This is a genomic window from Enterococcus sp. AZ109 (assembly GCF_051714625.1).
Taxonomy (GTDB): Bacteria; Bacillota; Bacilli; order Lactobacillales; family Enterococcaceae; genus Enterococcus_A.
Window position 1 is genome coordinate 926921 of record NZ_JBIOSF010000001.1, and the last position, 19417, is coordinate 946337.

Consider the following 19417-nt stretch of genomic DNA (forward strand, 5'->3'; position numbering starts at 1 on the left):
TAAAAAAGCAAGTGGCATGAAATTTCATTACGCTACCTGCTTTGTGTTATTATCCAATTTTAATAATTTGCCTATGTTCATTTTGGCTCTTCGCCAATAATCCGAACTTCAGTCTCTAGCAATACGTCAAACTTCTCTTTTACTACCTGCTGAATATGCGCAATCAATTCTATATAGTCAGTAGCTGTAGCATTATCGACATTAACAATAAACCCAGCATGCTTCATTGAGATTTGTGCCCCGCCCCATTTTAACCCTTGCAAACCCGCATCTTGGATCAACTTACCAGTAAAATGACCTGCTGGACGCTTGAAAACACTTCCGCAAGAAGGATATTCTAACGGCTGTTTTAATTGTCGGAGCTCTGTTAATTCAGTCATACGTTTTTGAATTATCTCATATTCTCCTTCTACTAGCTTAAAACGAGCACTCAGTACAACAGCTGCTTGATCTTGAATCGCAGAGTGACGGTAACTGAAGTTCATTTGTTCAGGTCCCCACGTTTCTAAACGACCATCTGCCAATAAAACATCTGCTGACTCAAAGACATCTTGTAACTGTCCGTCATACGCCCCAGCATTCATAAATACGGCTCCACCTATACTTCCAGGAATTCCACAAGCAAATTCAAATCCTGCTAACGAATGATTTAATGCTACATAGGTTGTATCGATTAACTTAGCACCAGCATCAGCAATAATTGTTTTATCCTCTACCTTAATGGTGGTCATCTCTGATAGCATAATCACTACTCCCCGAATACCACCATCTTTTACAATTAAATTACTCGCATTGCCTAAAACAATCCATGGTATCTCGTTTTCTCGACAATAATCGATTAGTTGTTTTGCTTCGTTTTTGTTTTTTGGAAAAGCTAATACATCTGCAGGCCCCCCTGTTTTTGTATAGGTATATTCCATTAAGTGTTTATCTAGTAATACTTTAATCCCAGGTAGCGCATCAATTATTTTTGTTCTATCCACTTCAATTGTTCCTTTCTTGTGACATCCTTGTCATTTTAGCATGTGATTACCGATCGTGCCACCCCTTATAATTCGTGAAGAATCTGCTGGTTAATCATTTCTTGACACAAACGATGACTCAATAGAATGTGTTCCTGTTTCATGATAACCGGTTCGGCGCCCTTAAGTGCAGCTAGAAAAACCAGTACCATTTGTTCGAAACCTCGTTTTTCTAACGTTGTTGTCCAATCTCCAAAACGTTGAACAGTTGTTGTATTGCCTTCTTTAATCATCAAATCAGTCAATTGATCTAACACTAATGTCTTGTAGGCATTGGTGACTTGATAACGTTCTGCCTTAAAACCACTTCTCAAATCCATTGTTAAATGCGCTTCAGTATGGGCATTGCTTAATAACATCCGTGCGTAAGTCATTTTTCCGGCCTCTTGAGAGATTTTAGTGTGTACTTGGTCAATTTTACCATTTAATAAGTACACACCTGTATCTACTAAATGAATAAATAAATCGTAAATACCATACGTTGTCTCCAGAGGATGGTTAACTTCATTCTTTTCGAGATGAATTACGCGCTTTTCCGGCAAATTATATAGCTCTTCTACCATCGGAGCAAAACGTCGATTAAATCCTACCATAAAGATCAGGTTTCTTTCTTGAGCTAATTTAGTCAATTGTTTCACTTCATTATAATTTTCGCTGACTGGTTTATCGATAAAAACGGCTACATTTTGTTCCAAACATTTTTTAGCTAGTGCATAATGAGCACTTGTAGCCGCGTGGATAAAGCACGCATCAATTTTTTTAGCTAATAATTCGTCGATTGTTGCTGCTGTTTCTTGAAAGCGATATTTTTGTGAAACTTTTTTTCGAACTGTTTCTTGTCTTGTGGAAAAGATAAAGGTTGCTTGATCGCTTAGTTTGGCATAAGTCGGTAGATACGCTTTTTGAGCAATTCCGCCTAACCCAATGACACCAATTTTCATAAAATGGCCTCCTCAGCTATTTTTCGTGCATCTTCATTTTACCACTGACTGGTGGATTCTCAACTATCACTAATGTTTGTTTGTCTAAGACTTTTTCGTTAGAATAAAGAAAAGGGAGGAATTATCTTGAAGCTAATCTCATGGAATGTAAACGGTCTGCGCGCCGTAATGAAGAAAAATTTTATGGATGTGTTCAATGAACTGGATGCAGACTTTTTCTGCTTGCAGGAAACAAAGCTGCAGGAAGGTCAAATTGAAATGGATTTACCTGGGTATCATCAATATTGGAACTATGCAGAGAAAAAAGGGTACTCAGGTACCGCCATTTTTACTAAACACGAACCATTATCTGTTACTTATGGTATGAATAATGAAGCACACGATAGCGAAGGTCGCCTAATTACCTTAGAGTATGAAGACTATTACGTCATTACCTGTTACACGCCAAATTCCCAAAACGAATTAAAACGGTTAGATTATCGAATGGAATGGGAAGATACCTTTTTAGCTTATTTAAATAGTTTGAAAGCAACTAAATCAGTCATTTTCTGTGGCGACTTGAATGTTGCACATGAAAATATTGACTTAAAGAATTGGAAAACCAATCAAAAAAATGCGGGTTTTACGCCGCAGGAACGAGAAAAATTTTCTGTTCTTCTAAATAATGGGTATATTGACACCTTCCGTTATTTTTATCCCGAGGTAACTGGTGTCTATTCTTGGTGGAGCTACCGTTTTAATGCTCGCAAGAATAATGCGGGTTGGCGGATTGACTATTTTGTGGTCTCAGATGATTTGAAAGACAAGTTGGAGGATGCTAAAATTTGGACAGAAATTATTGGCAGTGATCATTGTCCTGTGGAACTAGATATCCGCCTTTAAGATTTTTTGAAAAAAGATAGACCTGCTACTCAATTGGACCTATTTATGGTACAACTGAGTGGGAGGTTTTTTTGATGAATTTTATTGCGATGGATTTTGAAACGGCTAATTACCAAGCCCATAGCGCTTGTTCCTTAGCTCTAGTGATGGTTAAAAATAGCCAAATAGTTGGTGAGTATTATTCACTAATACAACCAGAAACAAATTTCTTCTGGAAAAATATTCAGATTCATGGTATTCATCCAGCTGACGTTTCTGATGCGCCAAAATTTCCAGCTGTATGGAATGAAATCCAAAAATATTATCGAAAAGACCGTTTAATTGTGGCTCACAATGCTGGTTTTGACACTAAAGTGTTAGCTGGTTGTTTAGACTATTACCAACTGCCACAGCCTCATTACTTATCCTTATGTACTGTCCAAACGAGCCGTAAGCTTTTTCCCAAAATGTACAATCATCGTTTGAATACTGTTTGCAGCGAGCTGAATATTCCTTTAGATAATCATCATGATGCACTCGAGGATAGCCGTGCCTGTGCTAAAATATTACTGCACCAAGAAAAGCATTTTGGTATCGACCCATTAAAAGAATTAGTCAAACCTCTATAGTGTGGCTGTGACATGAAACGTCACAGCCGCTGAAAACTGCCTAATCGGTGTTCCCTGAAGCAGCTATTTTGAGAAATAAGCCGCATCATCGCAAAAATCTGTCACAACCTCATTTAATCAATCATTAAACTCATTAAATGTACATCCAAAAATGCCCCCTGATTGTCCCGTGCACCGCGTGCCATAGTCGCTTCTAATTTGAAACCAACTTTTTCATACAAATGAATTGCTCGTTCATTTTGGGCTTGCACAGTTAATTCCAATCGCCGGATCACTTGACTTTCCTGCGCCCAATATAAGATTTCTTCCATCAGCAAACTGCCTAAACCGATACCCCAAAATTCTTTTAGAATGCTAATGCCAACTTCTCCAATATGAGCTACACGATGCTCTTGAGAAGACTTCACTGACGCATTTCCAACCAATTGATCGTTCACAAAGGCAACCAACAATAGATTATTGGCGCTCTCATACAAATTTTCTAAATGCATGGCTAGCATTTCGGGCGTTAGGTCCATACCCGTCTCATCCATCACTAAATACTCTGTTTCTATGGATACCTGACGGCTTAGTTGCAATAACTCTCGTGCATCATCAGGAATTGCTTCGCGGATTACAACATCAACTGCTTCACTCATCTATTTGTCCCCACAATTTCATGACACGCTGTTTCAAGTCAGTTCCTTGAATACCATGTGCGGCTAATTCCACTCGACGCTTCTCTGGATTTTGCGAGTCTTTATGTAAAAGCAACTCTAAATAGTCTTCTGGTAAATACTCACCCAATTGCTGTCCCCATTCAATCACGGATAAGCCCTCACCTTCAAAATAGTCGTCTAAACCTAAATCATCCGCCCCACTTTCAATCCGGTAGACATCCATGTGATATAAAGGAATTCTCCCTTGGTCATACTCACGAATAATCGTATAAGTGGGACTTTTAATCATCTGTTCGATTCCTAGACCTTTAGCAATCCCTTTAGTCAATGTTGTTTTGCCTGCACCTAAATCGCCAGTTAAGACTAAGTTATTTCCTGGTTCGACAACCTTGCCAATTATTATGCCCAATCGTTCAGTCTGTTGCACATCATTTAAAGTAATCAATTCACTTAACTCCTTTTCAGACAATCTCTAACTGACAGTATACCGATTTACCCTTATTTTGCAAAGTAAAGAAAAAAAGCGGCTGCCATAAAATGACAGCCGCATAAATATTCGTTTAATTCATTAAAGTCTGTGCTGCGGTAATGATAGACAATTTATATACGTCTTCTTCATTTGCGCCACGAGAAAGATCAGAAACTGGTTTATTTAAGCCTTGTAAAATTGGTCCAATCGCTTCAAAGTTACCTAAGCGTTGAGCAATTTTATAGCCAATGTTTCCAGCTTGCAATTCTGGGAAAACAAAAACGGTTGCTTGGCCCGCTACTTTTGAATCTGGAGCTTTCAACTGAGCTACACTCGATACATAAGCAGCATCAAATTGTAATTCACCGTCGATCACATAGTCTGGAGCTAATTCTTGTGCAATTTTAGTTGCTTCAACTACTTTGTCTACTTCTGGTGCTTTAGCAGAACCCTTAGTAGAGAAACTCATCATGGCAACTTTTGGCTCAATATCAAATAATTCTGCTGTTCTTGCAGATTCTACTGCAATTTCAGCTAATTCTTGTGCATTTGGATTCACATTGATTGCACAATCTGAGAACAAGTATTTCTCTTGGTCACGACCACGTAACATAATCATTGCGCCACTTGTACGGCTAACACCAGGACGAGTTTTGATAATCTGCAATGCCGGACGAACTGTATCGCCAGTCGAATGAATTGCGCCAGAGACCATTCCCTCGGTAATGCCCATGTAAGTCAGCATTGTACCAAAGTAGTTTTCATCTTTAAGGATTTTTTCAGCGTCTTCTTTTGACACTTTCCCTTTACGACGCTCGACGAAGGCTTCTACCATTTCATCCCAACGATCAAATTGCGCTGGATCAATCACTTCAAAGTTATCTGCTTGTAGTCCACGAGCTTTCGCTGCTTTTGCGATCTCATCATGATTACCAACTAATACAGGCTCTAATAATTCTTCTGCTTTCAAACGAGCTGCTGCTCCCAAAATACGTGCATCTGTAGCCTCAGGAAAAACAATTTTAATTTGGCGACGAACAATCTTAAATTTTAAGCTATCAAATAGTTCCACTTATAAAACCCTCCAGTTGTTATTTACTTCCACATGATACACTATTTCGCAAGAAAAAAACAGAAAAATTTTGCTGTATTACAAAAAAAACTTAGTAAACAGCGTAAAAACGTGGTTTTCCCATTATTGTGTCTATAACAGCAACCGTTGTCATGCTACACTGTTTCAGGAAGCTGCCAATTAATTGGTACTTCCCCCCAGCTAGTCAGCAATTCATTTGCTTGCGAAAAAGGTTTAGATCCAAAGAATCCCCGATTAGCAGATAAGGGTGATGGATGTGGTGATTTGATAATCGCATGTCGAGACGTATCAATCATCGCACTTTTTTCTTGTGCTGGTTTGCCCCAAAGGATAAATACAATCGGCTCTTTCCGTTGATTTAATTTTTTAATCACCGCGTCTGTCAATTGCTCCCAGCCTTTACCACGATGAGAATATGCTTGCCCTTCTCTCACTGTCAAGACGGTGTTTAGCAATAATACGCCTTGTTTTGCCCAGCTAACTAGATTGCCATGTTTTACAGGAGCGATTCCCAGGTCGCTATGCATTTCTTTGTAGATATTGCGCAAAGACGGTGGAATTGCAACACCAGGTTGTACTGAAAAAGACAATCCGTGCGCCTGATTAACACCGTGATAAGGATCTTGTCCTAATATAACTACTTTGACTTTTTCATAAGGGGTTAATTCTAAAGCTTCAAAAATATGAAACATATCTGGATGAATATTTTGTGTTTTGTATTCCTGTTTTAAAAACTCACGTAATTCTAAATAATAAGGTTTTTCAAATTCTTCTTGCAAGTGATCTTGCCAAGTATTATGGATTATTTTTTTCATTGCATTGATTTCCTCCTATATAAAACATATCAAAACTTACTTTATATATCTTAGAATATGGTACAACAACAGTAAGTACCAAGTCCAATTTACCATAAGCTCTAGCGATAATTAACTCATCAATAAATGGTTAATACAAGTATACTTTAACATGAATTTTTATTAATTCCAGTAAATGAAATACACCGATATATAGTTGTTCTTTAAAGGGTGCTGATTTATCCTTTTTTTTGAGGTATAATAATAGTTGACGTGCTTAATCGAGAAAGAAATACATAGAACAAGAAAGCTAGGTGAATTATTTTGATCAAATTGATTGCTTCTGATATGGATGGTACTTTACTAAATAACCACATGAAGGTACCTGAAGAAAACATCAAAGCCATTGCTAAAGCGCAAGCAGCTGGGGTAGAGTTTATTACTGCTACTGGACGTGGTATAGGACATGCTCTTGTTTCATTGGATGAAGCCAATATTCATGTCCCAATGATTTTATTAAATGGCGCTCTTGTATTAGATTCCAGCGGAGAAATTTTATTTTCTGTGCCGATTCCTCAAGTAAAAGCCTTCCAAATTATGGATTTATTGGAAGAGGCCAACATTTATTTTGAAATTTTTACAGCCAAACATGTTTATTCAGAAGACAAAGTGTATCGAATAGATTTCTTTTCAAGCCATTTAGCAGAAATGGTGCCCGAGCTAACACCCAAGATGGCGATCGCAGCGACTGCAGAACGATTAACGATTTTACCGATTACTTATGTCGATGATATGCGACAAACTGTGCTGGACAACGATGAAAAGATTTTAAAAATAATCGCCTTTGACAAAAATGGTCCGGCTAAATTAAAAACGATTACTGAAAAATTGAACACATTAGGTGAATTAGCAATCGCAGCTTCGGAATCTAGTAATATTGAAATTAATCACGAAAATGCCCAAAAAGGAATTGCTTTAGCTCAATATGCTGAATCTAAAGGGATTACTGCTGATGAAGTCATGGCAATTGGAGACAATTTTAATGACGTCAGTATGCTGAAATATGCTGGAACCAGCTTTGCCATGGGAAATGCTGAACCTGCTGTAAAAAACTATGCCAAATTTGTAACTGACACAAACGTAGAAAACGGAGTTGCCAAAGCCATCGAACAAGTCCTGGAATAAACAATTACCAAAAGTGGTGAAAAAAATGACAGAATATCTGATTCAAGAAAGACACCTAAGTTCAGCCACACGAACCATCGTGAAAGATGCAGACGGTAAAGCAGTCTACTTAATGGTTGGTCAATGGGGCAGAAAGGGCAACGTTCTTTCACTCTATGCAATGAACGGACAAATGATCGCATACATCAAACAAGCCAGCGTAGTTTTTGGTCGTAAATTTGAAATCTACCAAAACTTTACTAAAGTTGGCACCTTACATAAAATCTTCAATTGGCCAGGAGATTTCTACTACATTAAACAGCTAAATTGGGCTGTCTACGGAAATATCTACAGCCACCATTACGCAATTAATCACTTTAATCGCCGAATTATGACCATGGATAAGGCCAGCTTTTTAACTGGTGATTATTATGTGATAGATGTCAATCATCCTAAAAATGCCCCTGTTGCTATTTGTGTGGCCGCTATTATGGACTACTGGTTATACAACCGGAGCAAGCCAAAAGAAAAAAGAGCAGCTTCGAAAACTGCCCTTTGCTCGATTAACAGCTGACCTTTTCTCGGACAGCTGTTTTTATTTTACGCTGCATATGATCATACAAATGCCCACTAATCGTATGCTGTCCAACTACTTCGAATCCTTCCCGCAGGTATAGTTTTTTGGCTCCTGGGTTTAACCGATCGACGCTTAAGCCGACAATCTCTTCCTCATCCCGCATTGCCAATAAATCAACGGCTTCCAACAGCTGTGAACCGATTCCTTGTCCACGAAATTCAGCTCCCACAGCAATAGAATCTAAGTACCATTCATTGGGAAAAGCTTCTGGGTCGATAAACATTTCAATATCTTCTGATAAACCTTTAGAAGCTAAATAGTTTTTTAATGGTCGATCAATGATCGGTTCATCCTTTGCTGGATATCCAAAGGCAGCTCCTGCAATTTTGCCATCTATTTCAGCCACTATTCCCCGCTCATAACCAAAGCGATAGGTTGGATCATCATAGGCTGCGACGATTGCTTCCTTAGCAGCAGTTTCGCCATATTTTTCTAAAAATGGCAGCTCCATATCCTTTAAAATAACCAGGACTAATTCAGCAATAGCAGGTCCATCTTGTTTTTCCGCAAATCTTATCATTGTAAAACTCCTTTTTTATAACATGTACTATAATTTCATTGTATCATGCCATTGCCGGAAACAAAAGTCATCTACTCTTTTTTTAATATAGTGTTTTCTGTTATGATAAGATCAAGGGGGAAATGCAATGGTTAAAAAAATTGGGAAATTATTGCTGTCACTTTTATTTCTTATACTGCTCATTTTAGGTTCTTATGTGGGCTATTTGTATATAGCATATGACCGACTACCGGATAATCAGAACTTAGTGATTGAGCAGGAAACAGATGAGCAACTGAAGACTGATGTTACCTATCGAGCAATGACTTTCAACATTGGCTATGGTTCCTACCCGCCAAGCTACAGTTTCTTTATGGACGGAGGTACAAAGTCACGAGCCGACAGCAAGAATAGCGTAGAGAAGAATTTACGAGGTGTTATAGAAACAACTGAAACAATCGATCCAACTTTAGCTTTCTATCAAGAGGTAGACGAGGATGGCGATCGCTCAAAGCATGTCAACGAGGTTAATTGGTTGAGAAACTATTTATTGGGTTACAACAGTCTTTATGGACAAAATTACGACTCGCCTTACCTGTTTTATCCTTTCAATCAGCCAATCGGAAAAGCTACATCTGGTTTAGTTACTATGAGTAAAGCGACTATGACTGACGGCAAGCGTTACTCATTGCCTATCGAAACAAATTTTAACAAATTTTTGGATCTGGATCGCGCCTTTACCTCAACCAGAATTCCAATCGATGGTAGTAATGATTTGATTGCTGTTAATGTGCATCTCTCAGCATATACGAAAGATCGTTCTGTTCAGGAAGCACAATTGAGTAAACTATTCAATTATATAGAAGATGAATATAAAAAGGGAAATTATGTAATTGTAGGCGGCGACTTTAATCATGATGTATTAGGTAATAGTCCGGAGGTATTTGGAAATAGTGGCAAACGCGAAAGTTGGAATCAGCCTTTTCCTAAAGAAGATTTACCAGCAGGCTTCGAAATACCAATCGATGGTTTAGCTAACGCTCAGATTCCGTCATCTCGAAAACTAAATGAACCTTACGATAAAGAGACAGCCGAAGTTACATTAATTGACGGTTTCATAGTCTCTGACAATGTAACGGTTGAAAAAGTTCAAGTCGAAGATGCTGAATTTGCCTATTCTGATCACAACCCTGTCTGTATGGAGTTCCGTTTTGAAAAATAGAAAAAGCTCTGAAGCCGTCTTCAAAAATGAAGATTTGCTTCAGAGCTTTTTTAGTTTGCTCTTAACTGTTTCAGAATTTTTTTAGCTTCAGATATGTTCATTTGCGGAGCCTGCTTTAGTAGTTGCACAACTTTGGGAATTTCCTTTTCCTGTGCTCCTGCAGTGATTGCCAGTGACCGGCTCTGTAACGCCATGTGACCCTTTTGAATCCCTTCGGTCACTAGTGCTCGCACTGCGGCAAAGTTTTGCGCTAGACCGACAGCTGTGATGGTTTCGGCTAATTCTAATGCAGTAGTTGCACCTAACACCTTCAAACTCAGTTGGGCTTTAGGCAAAACCTTGGTTGCTCCTCCAACGGTACCTACAGCCATTGGTAAAACCAAACAACCAATTAACTGGCCGTCTTCAATTGTCCAATCTGTTAAGCCCTGATAGCTACCATTCCTCGCTGCATAAGCGTGTACAGCTGCGGACACTGCTCGGGTATCATTTCCGGTTGCTAGAACTACCGCTTCTATCCCATTCATAATTCCTTTGTTATGCGTCGCTGCACGGTAAGGGTCCAATTTGGCATAGGCTGAGGCTTTCTCAATTTTTTTTGCTGTTTCTTCACCAATAACAGTAATTGGCAGCTGACAAGAAGCTTTGACTAAAGAATGCGTCGCATAATTACTCAAAATACTAAAAAGAATATTCACGTCCGGTAGCTCACTGCGGATTTCTTGTGCAACACCTTCTAACATCGTATTTAAAATGTTTGCTCCCATCGCATCTTTTACATCTGTAATTAAGTCAATTGAGACATATCCCTGCTCGACAAATGCACGTGTTTGGATTTCTTTAAGTCCTCCTCCTCTTTGATAAATCGAAGGATAGGCTTTTTGAGCGCTAGTAAAAAGCTGCTTTTCATGCTCATTTACCCATTTCTGTAAAAACGCGATATCTTCCACATCTTGCAAGACGATCTGACCAATCATTGCACGTTCAGACACTTCAGTTTGAATGCCTCCATAATTGCCTATAATTTTTGCAGCATTGCTTGCAGCAGCAATAACTGAAGGCTCTTCCGTAGCCATTGGAATATCTTTAGTCTGTCCGTTAATCAAAAAGTTGCGGGCAAGTCCTAATGGAATAGCTACCTCACTAATTTGATTTTCAATTAAATTATTAGAAATTTTTTCTGGAAGTACTGTGTCATTGGCTAACTGTGCCGCCTCTTCAGCTGTAATTTTTTCTTCAATAACTAACTGAGCCAGACGCTCAGCTTTAGTCAGTTGATAAAACTTTTTTTTTTGCGTTTCTGTTTCTTCACTCTTGCGAATCATCAAAGCTAGACCAATCCCACCACCAACGCACAAGCTGGCGATACCTCGTTGTTTGTCCTCGTGAATTAACTCATGAAGCAAGGTTGTAACAATTCGAGCACCACTAGCACCTATTGGGTGTCCTAGAGCAATTCCACCACCATGAATATTCAGTTTTTCATCAGGTATTTGTAATTCATTTTGGACGGCCACAGATGCTGCCGCAAATGCTTCATTAATTTCAAATAAATCGATAGCTGCTTGGTTTATTCCTTGCTTTTCCAACAATTTTTCAATTGCTAAAACGGGTGCAACTCCCATTATACTAGGATCAATACCAACCTCACTATATCCTTCGATTATAGCTAAGTAAGGCAGGTTATTCACTTCAGCATAAGTTTTGGAAGCTAATACGAGCGCCGAGGCGCCATCATTCAAAGTAGAAGCATTTCCTGCCGTTACTAACCCATTTTCTTTGAACGCAGGTTTTAAGCTAGAAATTTTTTCCAATGTAGTATTTTCACGAATCCCTTCATCCGAAGTTAATGTGCTACCATCTGCTAACATAACTGGTATAATTTCTATTTCAAAAGCACCATTCGCTCGTGCTCTACCAGCTTTTTGTTGAGAGTCATAGGCAAAGGCATCTTGTGCTTGGCGTGATATTTGATACTCTTTAGCCACCTTCTCCGCTGTTAATCCCATATGTCGACCACTAAAGGCATCTGTTAAGCCATCGTAAATCATGCTAGAGAAAGGTTCTTGCCATTCATTTTCCACAAAATCGTATTTTGTAAGTTTTGGTGCTTGTGACATATTTTCAGACCCACCAGCAACCACTACTTCCGCCTCACCTAATTGGATTTGCTGCATTGCTAGAATGATGGCTTTAATTCCTGAACCACAAACTTCATTAATTGTAGTTGCAGGAACCTCATAAGGAATTCCTGCATCTACGGCTGATTGCCGAGCAACATTTTGACCATTACCAGCTTGTAATACGTTTCCTAAAAATACTTGTCCTACCGCAGATTCAGAAACTTGCGCCCTCTTTACAGCTTCTTTAATAGCTATCGCCCCAAGTTTAACAGCAGATATTGACGCTAAACTTCCTTTATACTTTCCGATTGGCGTCCGTACAGCACTTAAAATTACTACTTCTTCCAAGGTACACCTCCAAAAATTTGTCGTATCTATTATAAATTTTTATGCCAAATGTTTTAGCTTCTCTGACTTTACCGTATCCATGTGAGGTTTTCAAGAAATCGTTCCGTTTCTTAAAAATAGTTGAAAGAATTTAAGTCGCTTACTTATCTATTAGATATGTATATATTTTAACTTTTCTTAAGAATGAATTTATCCAACTTTTAGTATTTCTATGATATATTACATAGGGAAGAAAAGGAGGGGCAACATGAAAATAGGGATTGATAAAATCAGTTTTCACGTACCAAATGATTATCTTGATATGACAGATTTGGCTAATGCAAGAAACACTGATCCGAATAAGTTTCATATTGGATTAGGGCAAGATAAAATGGCTGTTATTCCTAAAACACAGGACATCGTCACGCTTGGAGCTGCAGCTGCTAAAAAAATAGTAGGTGAAAACGACAAGCAAGCCATTGACTTGGTGATTGTTGGAACCGAATCAAGCAATGACTTCTCGAAATCAGCTGCTGTCATTATCCACGGCCTACTGGGCATTCAACCGTTCGCCCGTTCTTATGAAGTAAAACATGCATGTTACGCTGGGACTGCTGCTTTACAGCAAGCACGCGACTATGTAGCAGCACACCCATCTCGAAAAGCACTTGTTATTGCTGCTGATATCGCTAAATATGGGTTGAATACCGGTGGTGAACCAACACAAGGCTGCGGTGCAGTTGCTATGCTAGTTTCAGCAAACCCAAGGATCTTAGCAATTAATGATGATAGTGTCTTTTACTCAGAAGATGTTTATGATTTTTGGCGTCCCTCAAATCACGAATACCCTTTAGTAGATGGACACTTATCAAATAAAATTTATATCAACTCATTTACACGTGTATGGGAGCAAAATATAAAGGTCAACCAAACAACATCTCAGAATTATGCAGCTTTAGCCTTCCATTTACCGTATACAAAAATGGGCCGTAAAGCGTTACGAGCAATTTTTCCTAGCATGTCAGACGAAGAACAGATTCGATTAGAAAAACGATATGATGAGGCTGTACTTTATAGTCGGGAAGTCGGCAATCTTTATACTGGTTCATTGTACTTAGGCTTAATTTCACTTTTAGACAATAGTGATGCTTTGAAAGCTGGTGATCGCATTGGGATGTTCAGTTATGGTTCAGGTGCTGTCAGTGAATTCTTCTCATTAGAGCTGATGCCTGAATATAAAAAACAGTTAACTATTGATGACAATCTAGCACTATTAAAAAAACGCACTCAGCTATCTATTCAAGAATACGAAAAGATGTTTGAAGATAAATTACCGCTTGATGATGGAGATCACACATTTAATGACATTACACCTTATGCAATTAATAGACTTAAAGGTGGTATCCGTTACTATAATCATTAATAGCTCCAAAAAAACAGGTTCCAAGGATTGATCCCTTGGAACCTGTTTGAATCGATATGCTAGTGACGTATTTTGTCTATCTACTTAATTAAATCAATGCAAAAAAAGAAAGTCTAGCAAGTTTAATGGCTGTGCCTTCTTCTTCATTCCTTCTGCTACGGAATATTCGCACTCTTTTTGACTTAGCTTGATTTCGCTAAATACAACCATTAAATTGAGGTAATGTCTTACGTTCCTCTTACTTGCTAGACTCGGTGCTTTTGGTAAGGAGTTAACAAAAATCCCTACTTCCTCTCTGCCATACGGCATTCCATTTGAAACGAACAAATTTCATTCATTCCACGCTGTAATAAATTACAACTGAGGGATTACTTCCCCTTACACTTATTTTATACCATATTTCCGGTTCTTTTGCAAGCGTTTACATCAATGATTTTTGAATTTTTTAAACTTGCTAAACTATTTTTTTTAGTCCTCATGCTATACTATTTTTAAGGAGGAAACAACTATGAAACTTTTATATATTTCTATTTCTGGTAATACACGATCTTTTGTAAAGCGATTAGCTATTTATGCTGAAGATGCTCACAAAAGTAATCAATCTCTTCCATTATTTGAGCTGAAAGAAATTTCAGAAAACAGCCAATTTGAGGTAGAAGACGAAAAATTTGTCACTTTTGTTCCTACCTATCTTGAAGGAGGAAACGGCGTTGACAACGGCGATACCGAAATTTTGACAGAGGTCATGCGTGAGTATTTGGACTATGAAGATAACTATAAAAATTGTTTGGGAGTGATCGGTAGTGGCAATAAAAATTTTAACTACCAATATTGTTTAACTGCTAAGCAATACAGTGAGACTTTTAACTTTCCATTGCTGGCGGATTTTGAACTACGCGGAAATAGTGCTGATCTCGAACGTATTTATAATGTTTTGAAAAAGTTAGCAGTTAATTAAACCAATTCTCATAATACTATTGACATTCTAACACGTTAAAGGCATTCTTTTTATCAGAAGGAGTGATTGATATTGAAAAAAGCTGCAATTATAGGTGTCGGCCACGTTGGAAGCACCTTAGCGTATACCTTAATAACCAGAAATATTGTAGATGAGTTGGTACTTTTTGATAAGAAAGAAGACCAACTTCTTGCTGAATACAATGACTTATTTGATGGGCAAGTCGATCGTTACAATCATGTAAAATTGGTAAAACCAAATTTAGAAGAATTAGCGGATACAGATGTCATAATCTTTTCAGCTGGTGACATATCGATCTTTGAAAATAATTCCGATCGCCTTGCTGAATTGCATTTAACAAAAGAAATTGTTAAAGAATGGGCTCCGATAATCAAAGCATCTGGCTTTAAAGGTATTTTAATTAACATTACTAATCCATGTGATGTCATCACGCAGCGTCTGCAAGAGTTGACCGGTATTCCTAGCGAACGAGTATTTGGTACTGGAACAACTTTAGACAGTGCAAGAATGAAGCACGCTGTAAGCGAACACTTTAATGTTCATCCTTCATCAGTTGAAGGATACGTGATGGGAGAACACGGCGAAACACAATTTGTAGCTTGGTCAAGTGTACGAATTGGTGGAATACCAATAACTGATATGCTCTCACAAGAAGAATTAGAGAGTCTGGAAGTTACTGCTAGAGCTGGTGGTTGGAATATTATACGAGGCAAAGGATACACTTCATTTGGAATTGCCAACCAAGCTGCGCTGGTGGTTGAAGCAGTGTTAAATAATAACCACAAAGTCCTACCTGTATCAAGCTACAGTGAAAAGGACAAATTTTATATCGGTCATCCAGCGCAAATTAGTGCTGAAGGTATTGTTAAAGATTACCATATTGAATTGTCTGACCTTGAAAACGAAAAATGGAACAAGTCTATTGAAAAGATTAAATTTATGCATAGTTCCGCCCTTTAAGTGGATTGATAATGTAAAAGGACTGGCAAAATCTTTTAGGATTTTGCTAGTCCTTTTCAGGTACTAAAAATTCTGGGACCGATAGAAAAATTCTAACGTTACTACTTTTTTTGTAAAAAACAAAGAAGACATACAAAATTTCCGCAAAGCGTTAAAACGGATCGTTTATGGTATGGCTTCCGCTACTTCTCAAACATGCGAACTGGAATCTTCTTGATTCACAGTGATTCAATACAATAAAAAACACAGAAGAAGTAGTTCATTCCCTTTCCCGATGTTCATTGGTGATGCGATCAGTCCGATTTGACAAAAAAAGACCACCCAAGACTGGATGATCTAACTTGCGTGGCGACGTCCTACTCTCACAAAGGGAAACCCTTCACTACAATCGGCGCTAAGAAGCTTAACTTCTGTGTTCGGCATGGGAACAGGTGTATCCTTCTTGCCATCGCCACCACACTATTTACTTGAGTAAGTTTCGCTCACTCAAAACTGGATCAGAAAATAAACATTTGCCGAGTTTTTTTGGTTAAGTCCTCGATCGATTAGTATCAGTCCGCTCCATACATCACTGTACTTCCACTTCTGACCTATCTACCTGATCATCTCTCAGGGATCTTACTTTCTTAAAGAAATGGGAAATCTCATCTTGAGGTGGGCTTCACACTTAGATGCTTTCAGCGTTTATCCCTTCCCTACATAGCTACCCAGCGATGCCTCTGGCGAGACAACTGGTACACCAGCGGTAAGTCCATCCCGGTCCTCTCGTACTAAGGACAGATCCTCTCAAATTTCCAACGCCCGCGACGGATAGGGACCGAACTGTCTCACGACGTTCTGAACCCAGCTCGCGTGCCGCTTTAATGGGCGAACAGCCCAACCCTTGGGACCGACTACAGCCCCAGGATGCGACGAGCCGACATCGAGGTGCCAAACCTCCCCGTCGATGTGGACTCTTGGGGGAGATAAGCCTGTTATCCCCAGGGTAGCTTTTATCCGTTGAGCGATGGCCCTTCCATGCGGAACCACCGGATCACTAAGCCCGACTTTCGTCCCTGCTCGAGTTGTAGCTCTCGCAGTCAAGCTCCCTTGTGCCTTTACACTCTGCGAATGATTTCCAACCATTCTGAGGGAACCTTTGGGCGCCTCCGTTACTCTTTAGGAGGCGACCGCCCCAGTCAAACTGCCCATCTGACACTGTCTCCCAGCCCGGTAAGGGCTGCGGGTTAGAGTGGCCATAACACAGGGGTAGTATCCCACCAGCGCCTCAGCCGAAACTGGCGTCCCGGCGTCTAAGGCTCCTACCTATCCTGTACATGTGGTACAGACACTCAATATCAAACTGCAGTAAAGCTCCATGGGGTCTTTCCGTCCTGTCGCGGGTAACCTGCATCTTCACAGGTACTAAAATTTCACCGAGTCTCTCGTTGAGACAGTGCCCAAATCGTTACGCCTTTCGTGCGGGTCGGAACTTACCCGACAAGGAATTTCGCTACCTTAGGACCGTTATAGTTACGGCCGCCGTTTACTGGGGCTTCAATTCGTACCTTCGCTTACGCTAAGCACTCCTCTTAACCTTCCAGCACCGGGCAGGCGTCAGCCCCTATACGTCATCTTTCGATTTTGCAGAGACCTGTGTTTTTGATAAACAGTCGCTTGGGCCTATTCACTGCGGCTGATCGTTAGATCAGCACCCCTTCTCCCGAAGTTACGGGGTCATTTTGCCGAGTTCCTTAACGAGAGTTCGCTCGCTCACCTTAGGATGCTCTCCTCGACTACCTGTGTCGGTTTACGGTACGGGCCGTTGTTTTCTCACTAGAAGCTTTTCTTGGCAGTGTGACATCAGGAACTTCGGTACTTTTAGTTCCCTCCCCATCACAACTTGTCCTTAAAGAAGTAAGCATTTGACTCACCTCAAGACTCATTGCTTGGACAGACATTTCCGATCGTCTGATTCCTTAGCCTACTGCGTCCCTCCATTGCTCAAACAAAAACAACGGGTACAGGAATATCAACCTGTTATCCATCGCCTACGCCTTTCGGCCTCGGCTTAGGTCCCGACTAACCCTGGGCGGACGAGCCTTCCCCAGGAAACCTTAGTCATACGGTGGACAGGATTCTCACCTGTCTTTCGCTACTCATACCGGCATTCTCACTTCTAAGCGCTCCAGTAGTCCTCACGATCTACCTTCAACGCCCTTAGAACGCTCTCCTACCATTGCACCATAAGGTGCAATCCACAGCTTCGGTAATATGTTTAGCCCCGGTACATTTTCGGCGCAGGGTCACTCGACTAGTGAGCTATTACGCACTCTTTAAATGGTGGCTGCTTCTAAGCCAACATCCTAGTTGTCTGTGCAACCCCACATCCTTTTCCACTTAACATATATTTTGGGACCTTAGCTGGTGGTCTGGGCTGTTTCCCTTTCGACTATGGATCTTATCACTCACAGTCTGACTCCCAGAGATAAATGAATGGCATTCGGAGTTTATCTGAATTCGGTAACCCGAGATGGGCCCCTAGTCCAAACAGTGCTCTACCTCCATCATTCTTACTCTGAGGCTAGCCCTAAAGCTATTTCGGAGAGAACCAGCTATCTCCAAGTTCGTTTGGAATTTCTCCGCTACCCACACCTCATCCCCGCACTTTTCAACGTACGTGGGTTCGGTCCTCCAGTGCGTTTTACCGCACCTTCAACCTGGACATGGGTAGATCACATGGTTTCGGGTCTACGACCACTTACTCATTCGCCCATTTCAGACTCGCTTTCGCTACGGCTCCGTCTTTTCGACTTAACCTCGCAAGTAATCGTAACTCGCCGGTTCATTCTACAAAAGGCACGCCATCACCCATTAACGGGCTTTGACTTGTTGTAGGCACACGGTTTCAGGATCTATTTCACTCCCCTTCCGGGGTGCTTTTCACCTTTCCCTCACGGTACTGGTTCACTATCGGTCACTAGGGAGTATTTAGCCTTGGGAGATGGTCCTCCCGGATTCCGACGGAATTCCTCGTGTTCCGCCGTACTCAGGATCCTCCTAGGTGCTATCCAAATTTCATCTACGGGGCTTTTACCCTCTCTAGCGGACTTTTCCAAGTCCTTCGATTATTTGAATAAACTACCATATCGGAGTCCTACAACCCCAAGATGCAAGCATCTTGGTTTGGGCTTTTCCCGTTTCGCTCGCCGCTACTCAGGGAATCGAATTTTCTTTCTCTTCCTGCAGGTACTTAGATGTTTCAGTTCTCTGCGTCTACCTCTAATCAGCTATGTATTCACTGAAAAGTAACATCCTATAAAAGATGTTGGGTTTCCCCATTCGGAAATCTCCGGATCAAAGCTTACTTACAGCTCCCCGAAGCATATCGGTGTTAGTCCCGTCCTTCATCGGCTCCTAGTGCCAAGGCATCCACCGTGCGCCCTTATTCACTTAACCTTATCAACCTTACGGTTGGTTCTTGATCTTCTCTTCTAGCGATAGAAGTCCGATCAATAAAAAAAGCAATCGAACTATATAAAAAACTCATTCAACGCGGTGTTTTTTTCTCGGTTTGTTTGTTTATTTTCTGTATCCAGTTTTCAATGAACGAAGTGTTTCTTTGAGAGTAAACCT

General features: G+C 40.2%; 16 protein-coding genes and 2 rRNA genes. 8 read left to right on the top strand and 10 right to left on the bottom strand.

All coding sequences use genetic code 11. The features are described 5' to 3' along the window. Positions 1-77: 77 nt before the first annotated feature. Both murB and IGI42_RS04525 read right to left on the bottom strand, forming a co-directional pair. On the bottom strand, positions 78-983 hold the full coding sequence (murB, locus tag IGI42_RS04520; protein WP_438714534.1) for a UDP-N-acetylmuramate dehydrogenase: 906 nt from the start codon (positions 981-983) through the stop codon (positions 78-80). A 65-nt stretch (positions 984-1048) separates the two neighbouring features. Further along, positions 1049-1963 carry a Gfo/Idh/MocA family protein gene (locus IGI42_RS04525; RefSeq protein WP_438714536.1) on the bottom strand — a complete coding sequence of 305 codons (915 nt, stop codon included), beginning with the start codon at positions 1961-1963 and terminating at the stop codon, positions 1049-1051. A gap of 126 nt (positions 1964-2089) precedes the next feature. On the opposite strand from IGI42_RS04525, the gene IGI42_RS04530 reads away from it, so the two are divergent. Next, complete coding sequence (locus IGI42_RS04530) at positions 2090-2845, top strand: exodeoxyribonuclease III (RefSeq protein WP_438714537.1); 756 nt, start codon at positions 2090-2092, stop codon at positions 2843-2845. Positions 2846-2919: 74 nt separating this feature from the next. Then, on the top strand, positions 2920-3453 hold the full coding sequence (locus tag IGI42_RS04535) for a 3'-5' exonuclease (RefSeq protein ID WP_438714538.1): 534 nt from the start codon (positions 2920-2922) through the stop codon (positions 3451-3453). 113 nt (positions 3454-3566) lie between these two features. Here the strand turns inward: IGI42_RS04535 and IGI42_RS04540 are convergent, their stop codons facing one another. From IGI42_RS04540 to IGI42_RS04555, 4 genes are all read right to left on the bottom strand, one after another. Further along, positions 3567-4091, bottom strand: coding sequence for a GNAT family N-acetyltransferase (locus IGI42_RS04540; protein WP_438714539.1), 525 nt, complete (start codon positions 4089-4091; stop codon positions 3567-3569). Further along, positions 4084-4557 carry a tRNA (adenosine(37)-N6)-threonylcarbamoyltransferase complex ATPase subunit type 1 TsaE gene (gene tsaE, locus IGI42_RS04545; RefSeq protein WP_438714541.1) on the bottom strand — a complete coding sequence of 158 codons (474 nt, stop codon included), beginning with the start codon at positions 4555-4557 and terminating at the stop codon, positions 4084-4086. Before tsaE ends, IGI42_RS04540 begins: the two co-directional genes overlap by 8 nt. 115 nt (positions 4558-4672) lie before the next feature. Next, complete coding sequence (gene pta / locus IGI42_RS04550) at positions 4673-5653, bottom strand: phosphate acetyltransferase (protein ID WP_438714542.1); 981 nt, start codon at positions 5651-5653, stop codon at positions 4673-4675. 155 nt (positions 5654-5808) lie between these two features. Next, positions 5809-6489 carry a uracil-DNA glycosylase gene (locus IGI42_RS04555; RefSeq protein ID WP_438714543.1) on the bottom strand — a complete coding sequence of 227 codons (681 nt, stop codon included), beginning with the start codon at positions 6487-6489 and terminating at the stop codon, positions 5809-5811. Between the two features lie 303 nt (positions 6490-6792). On the opposite strand from IGI42_RS04555, the gene IGI42_RS04560 reads away from it, so the two are divergent. Together IGI42_RS04560 and IGI42_RS04565 are read left to right on the top strand one after the other, a co-directional pair. Then, complete coding sequence (locus IGI42_RS04560) at positions 6793-7653, top strand: Cof-type HAD-IIB family hydrolase (RefSeq protein WP_438714544.1); 861 nt, start codon at positions 6793-6795, stop codon at positions 7651-7653. Positions 7654-7678: 25 nt separating this feature from the next. Beyond that, positions 7679-8206, top strand: coding sequence for an LURP-one-related/scramblase family protein (locus IGI42_RS04565; protein WP_438714545.1), 528 nt, complete (start codon positions 7679-7681; stop codon positions 8204-8206). Here the strand turns inward: IGI42_RS04565 and IGI42_RS04570 are convergent. Then, positions 8196-8789: a GNAT family N-acetyltransferase gene (locus tag IGI42_RS04570; protein ID WP_438714546.1), complete on the bottom strand. Its 594-nt coding sequence runs from the start codon at positions 8787-8789 to the stop codon at positions 8196-8198. The two genes, IGI42_RS04565 and IGI42_RS04570, sit on opposite strands and share 11 nt — an antisense overlap. 127 nt (positions 8790-8916) lie before the next feature. Here IGI42_RS04570 and IGI42_RS04575 point away from each other — a divergent pair, with 127 nt between their 5' ends. Then, entirely contained in the window at positions 8917-9990 is a 1074-nt protein-coding gene (locus tag IGI42_RS04575; protein ID WP_438714547.1) for an endonuclease/exonuclease/phosphatase family protein, read from the top strand. Positions 9991-10040: 50 nt separating this feature from the next. Here the strand turns inward: IGI42_RS04575 and IGI42_RS04580 are convergent, their stop codons facing one another. Further along, positions 10041-12461, bottom strand: a complete 2421-nt coding sequence (locus IGI42_RS04580; RefSeq protein WP_438714549.1) for a hydroxymethylglutaryl-CoA reductase, degradative — start codon at positions 12459-12461, stop codon at positions 10041-10043. A 247-nt stretch (positions 12462-12708) separates the two neighbouring features. Here IGI42_RS04580 and IGI42_RS04585 point away from each other — a divergent pair, with 247 nt between their 5' ends. From IGI42_RS04585 to IGI42_RS04595, 3 genes are all read left to right on the top strand, one after another. Then, positions 12709-13863, top strand: coding sequence for a hydroxymethylglutaryl-CoA synthase (locus IGI42_RS04585; protein WP_438714550.1), 1155 nt, complete (start codon positions 12709-12711; stop codon positions 13861-13863). A 508-nt stretch (positions 13864-14371) separates the two neighbouring features. Beyond that, complete coding sequence (gene nrdI, locus IGI42_RS04590) at positions 14372-14821, top strand: class Ib ribonucleoside-diphosphate reductase assembly flavoprotein NrdI (protein ID WP_438714551.1); 450 nt, start codon at positions 14372-14374, stop codon at positions 14819-14821. A gap of 72 nt (positions 14822-14893) precedes the next feature. Continuing rightward, positions 14894-15802 (top strand): lactate/malate family dehydrogenase, encoded by a 909-nt coding sequence (locus IGI42_RS04595; protein WP_438714553.1) that lies wholly within the window; start codon positions 14894-14896, stop codon positions 15800-15802. Between the two features lie 343 nt (positions 15803-16145). Here IGI42_RS04595 and rrf read toward each other — a convergent pair. Together rrf and IGI42_RS04605 are read right to left on the bottom strand one after the other, a co-directional pair. Further along, positions 16146-16261: ribosomal RNA gene (rrf, locus tag IGI42_RS04600) — 5S ribosomal RNA — on the bottom strand. Positions 16262-16327: 66 nt separating this feature from the next. Continuing rightward, positions 16328-19240: ribosomal RNA gene (locus IGI42_RS04605) — 23S ribosomal RNA — on the bottom strand. Positions 19241-19417 lie beyond the last annotated feature (177 nt).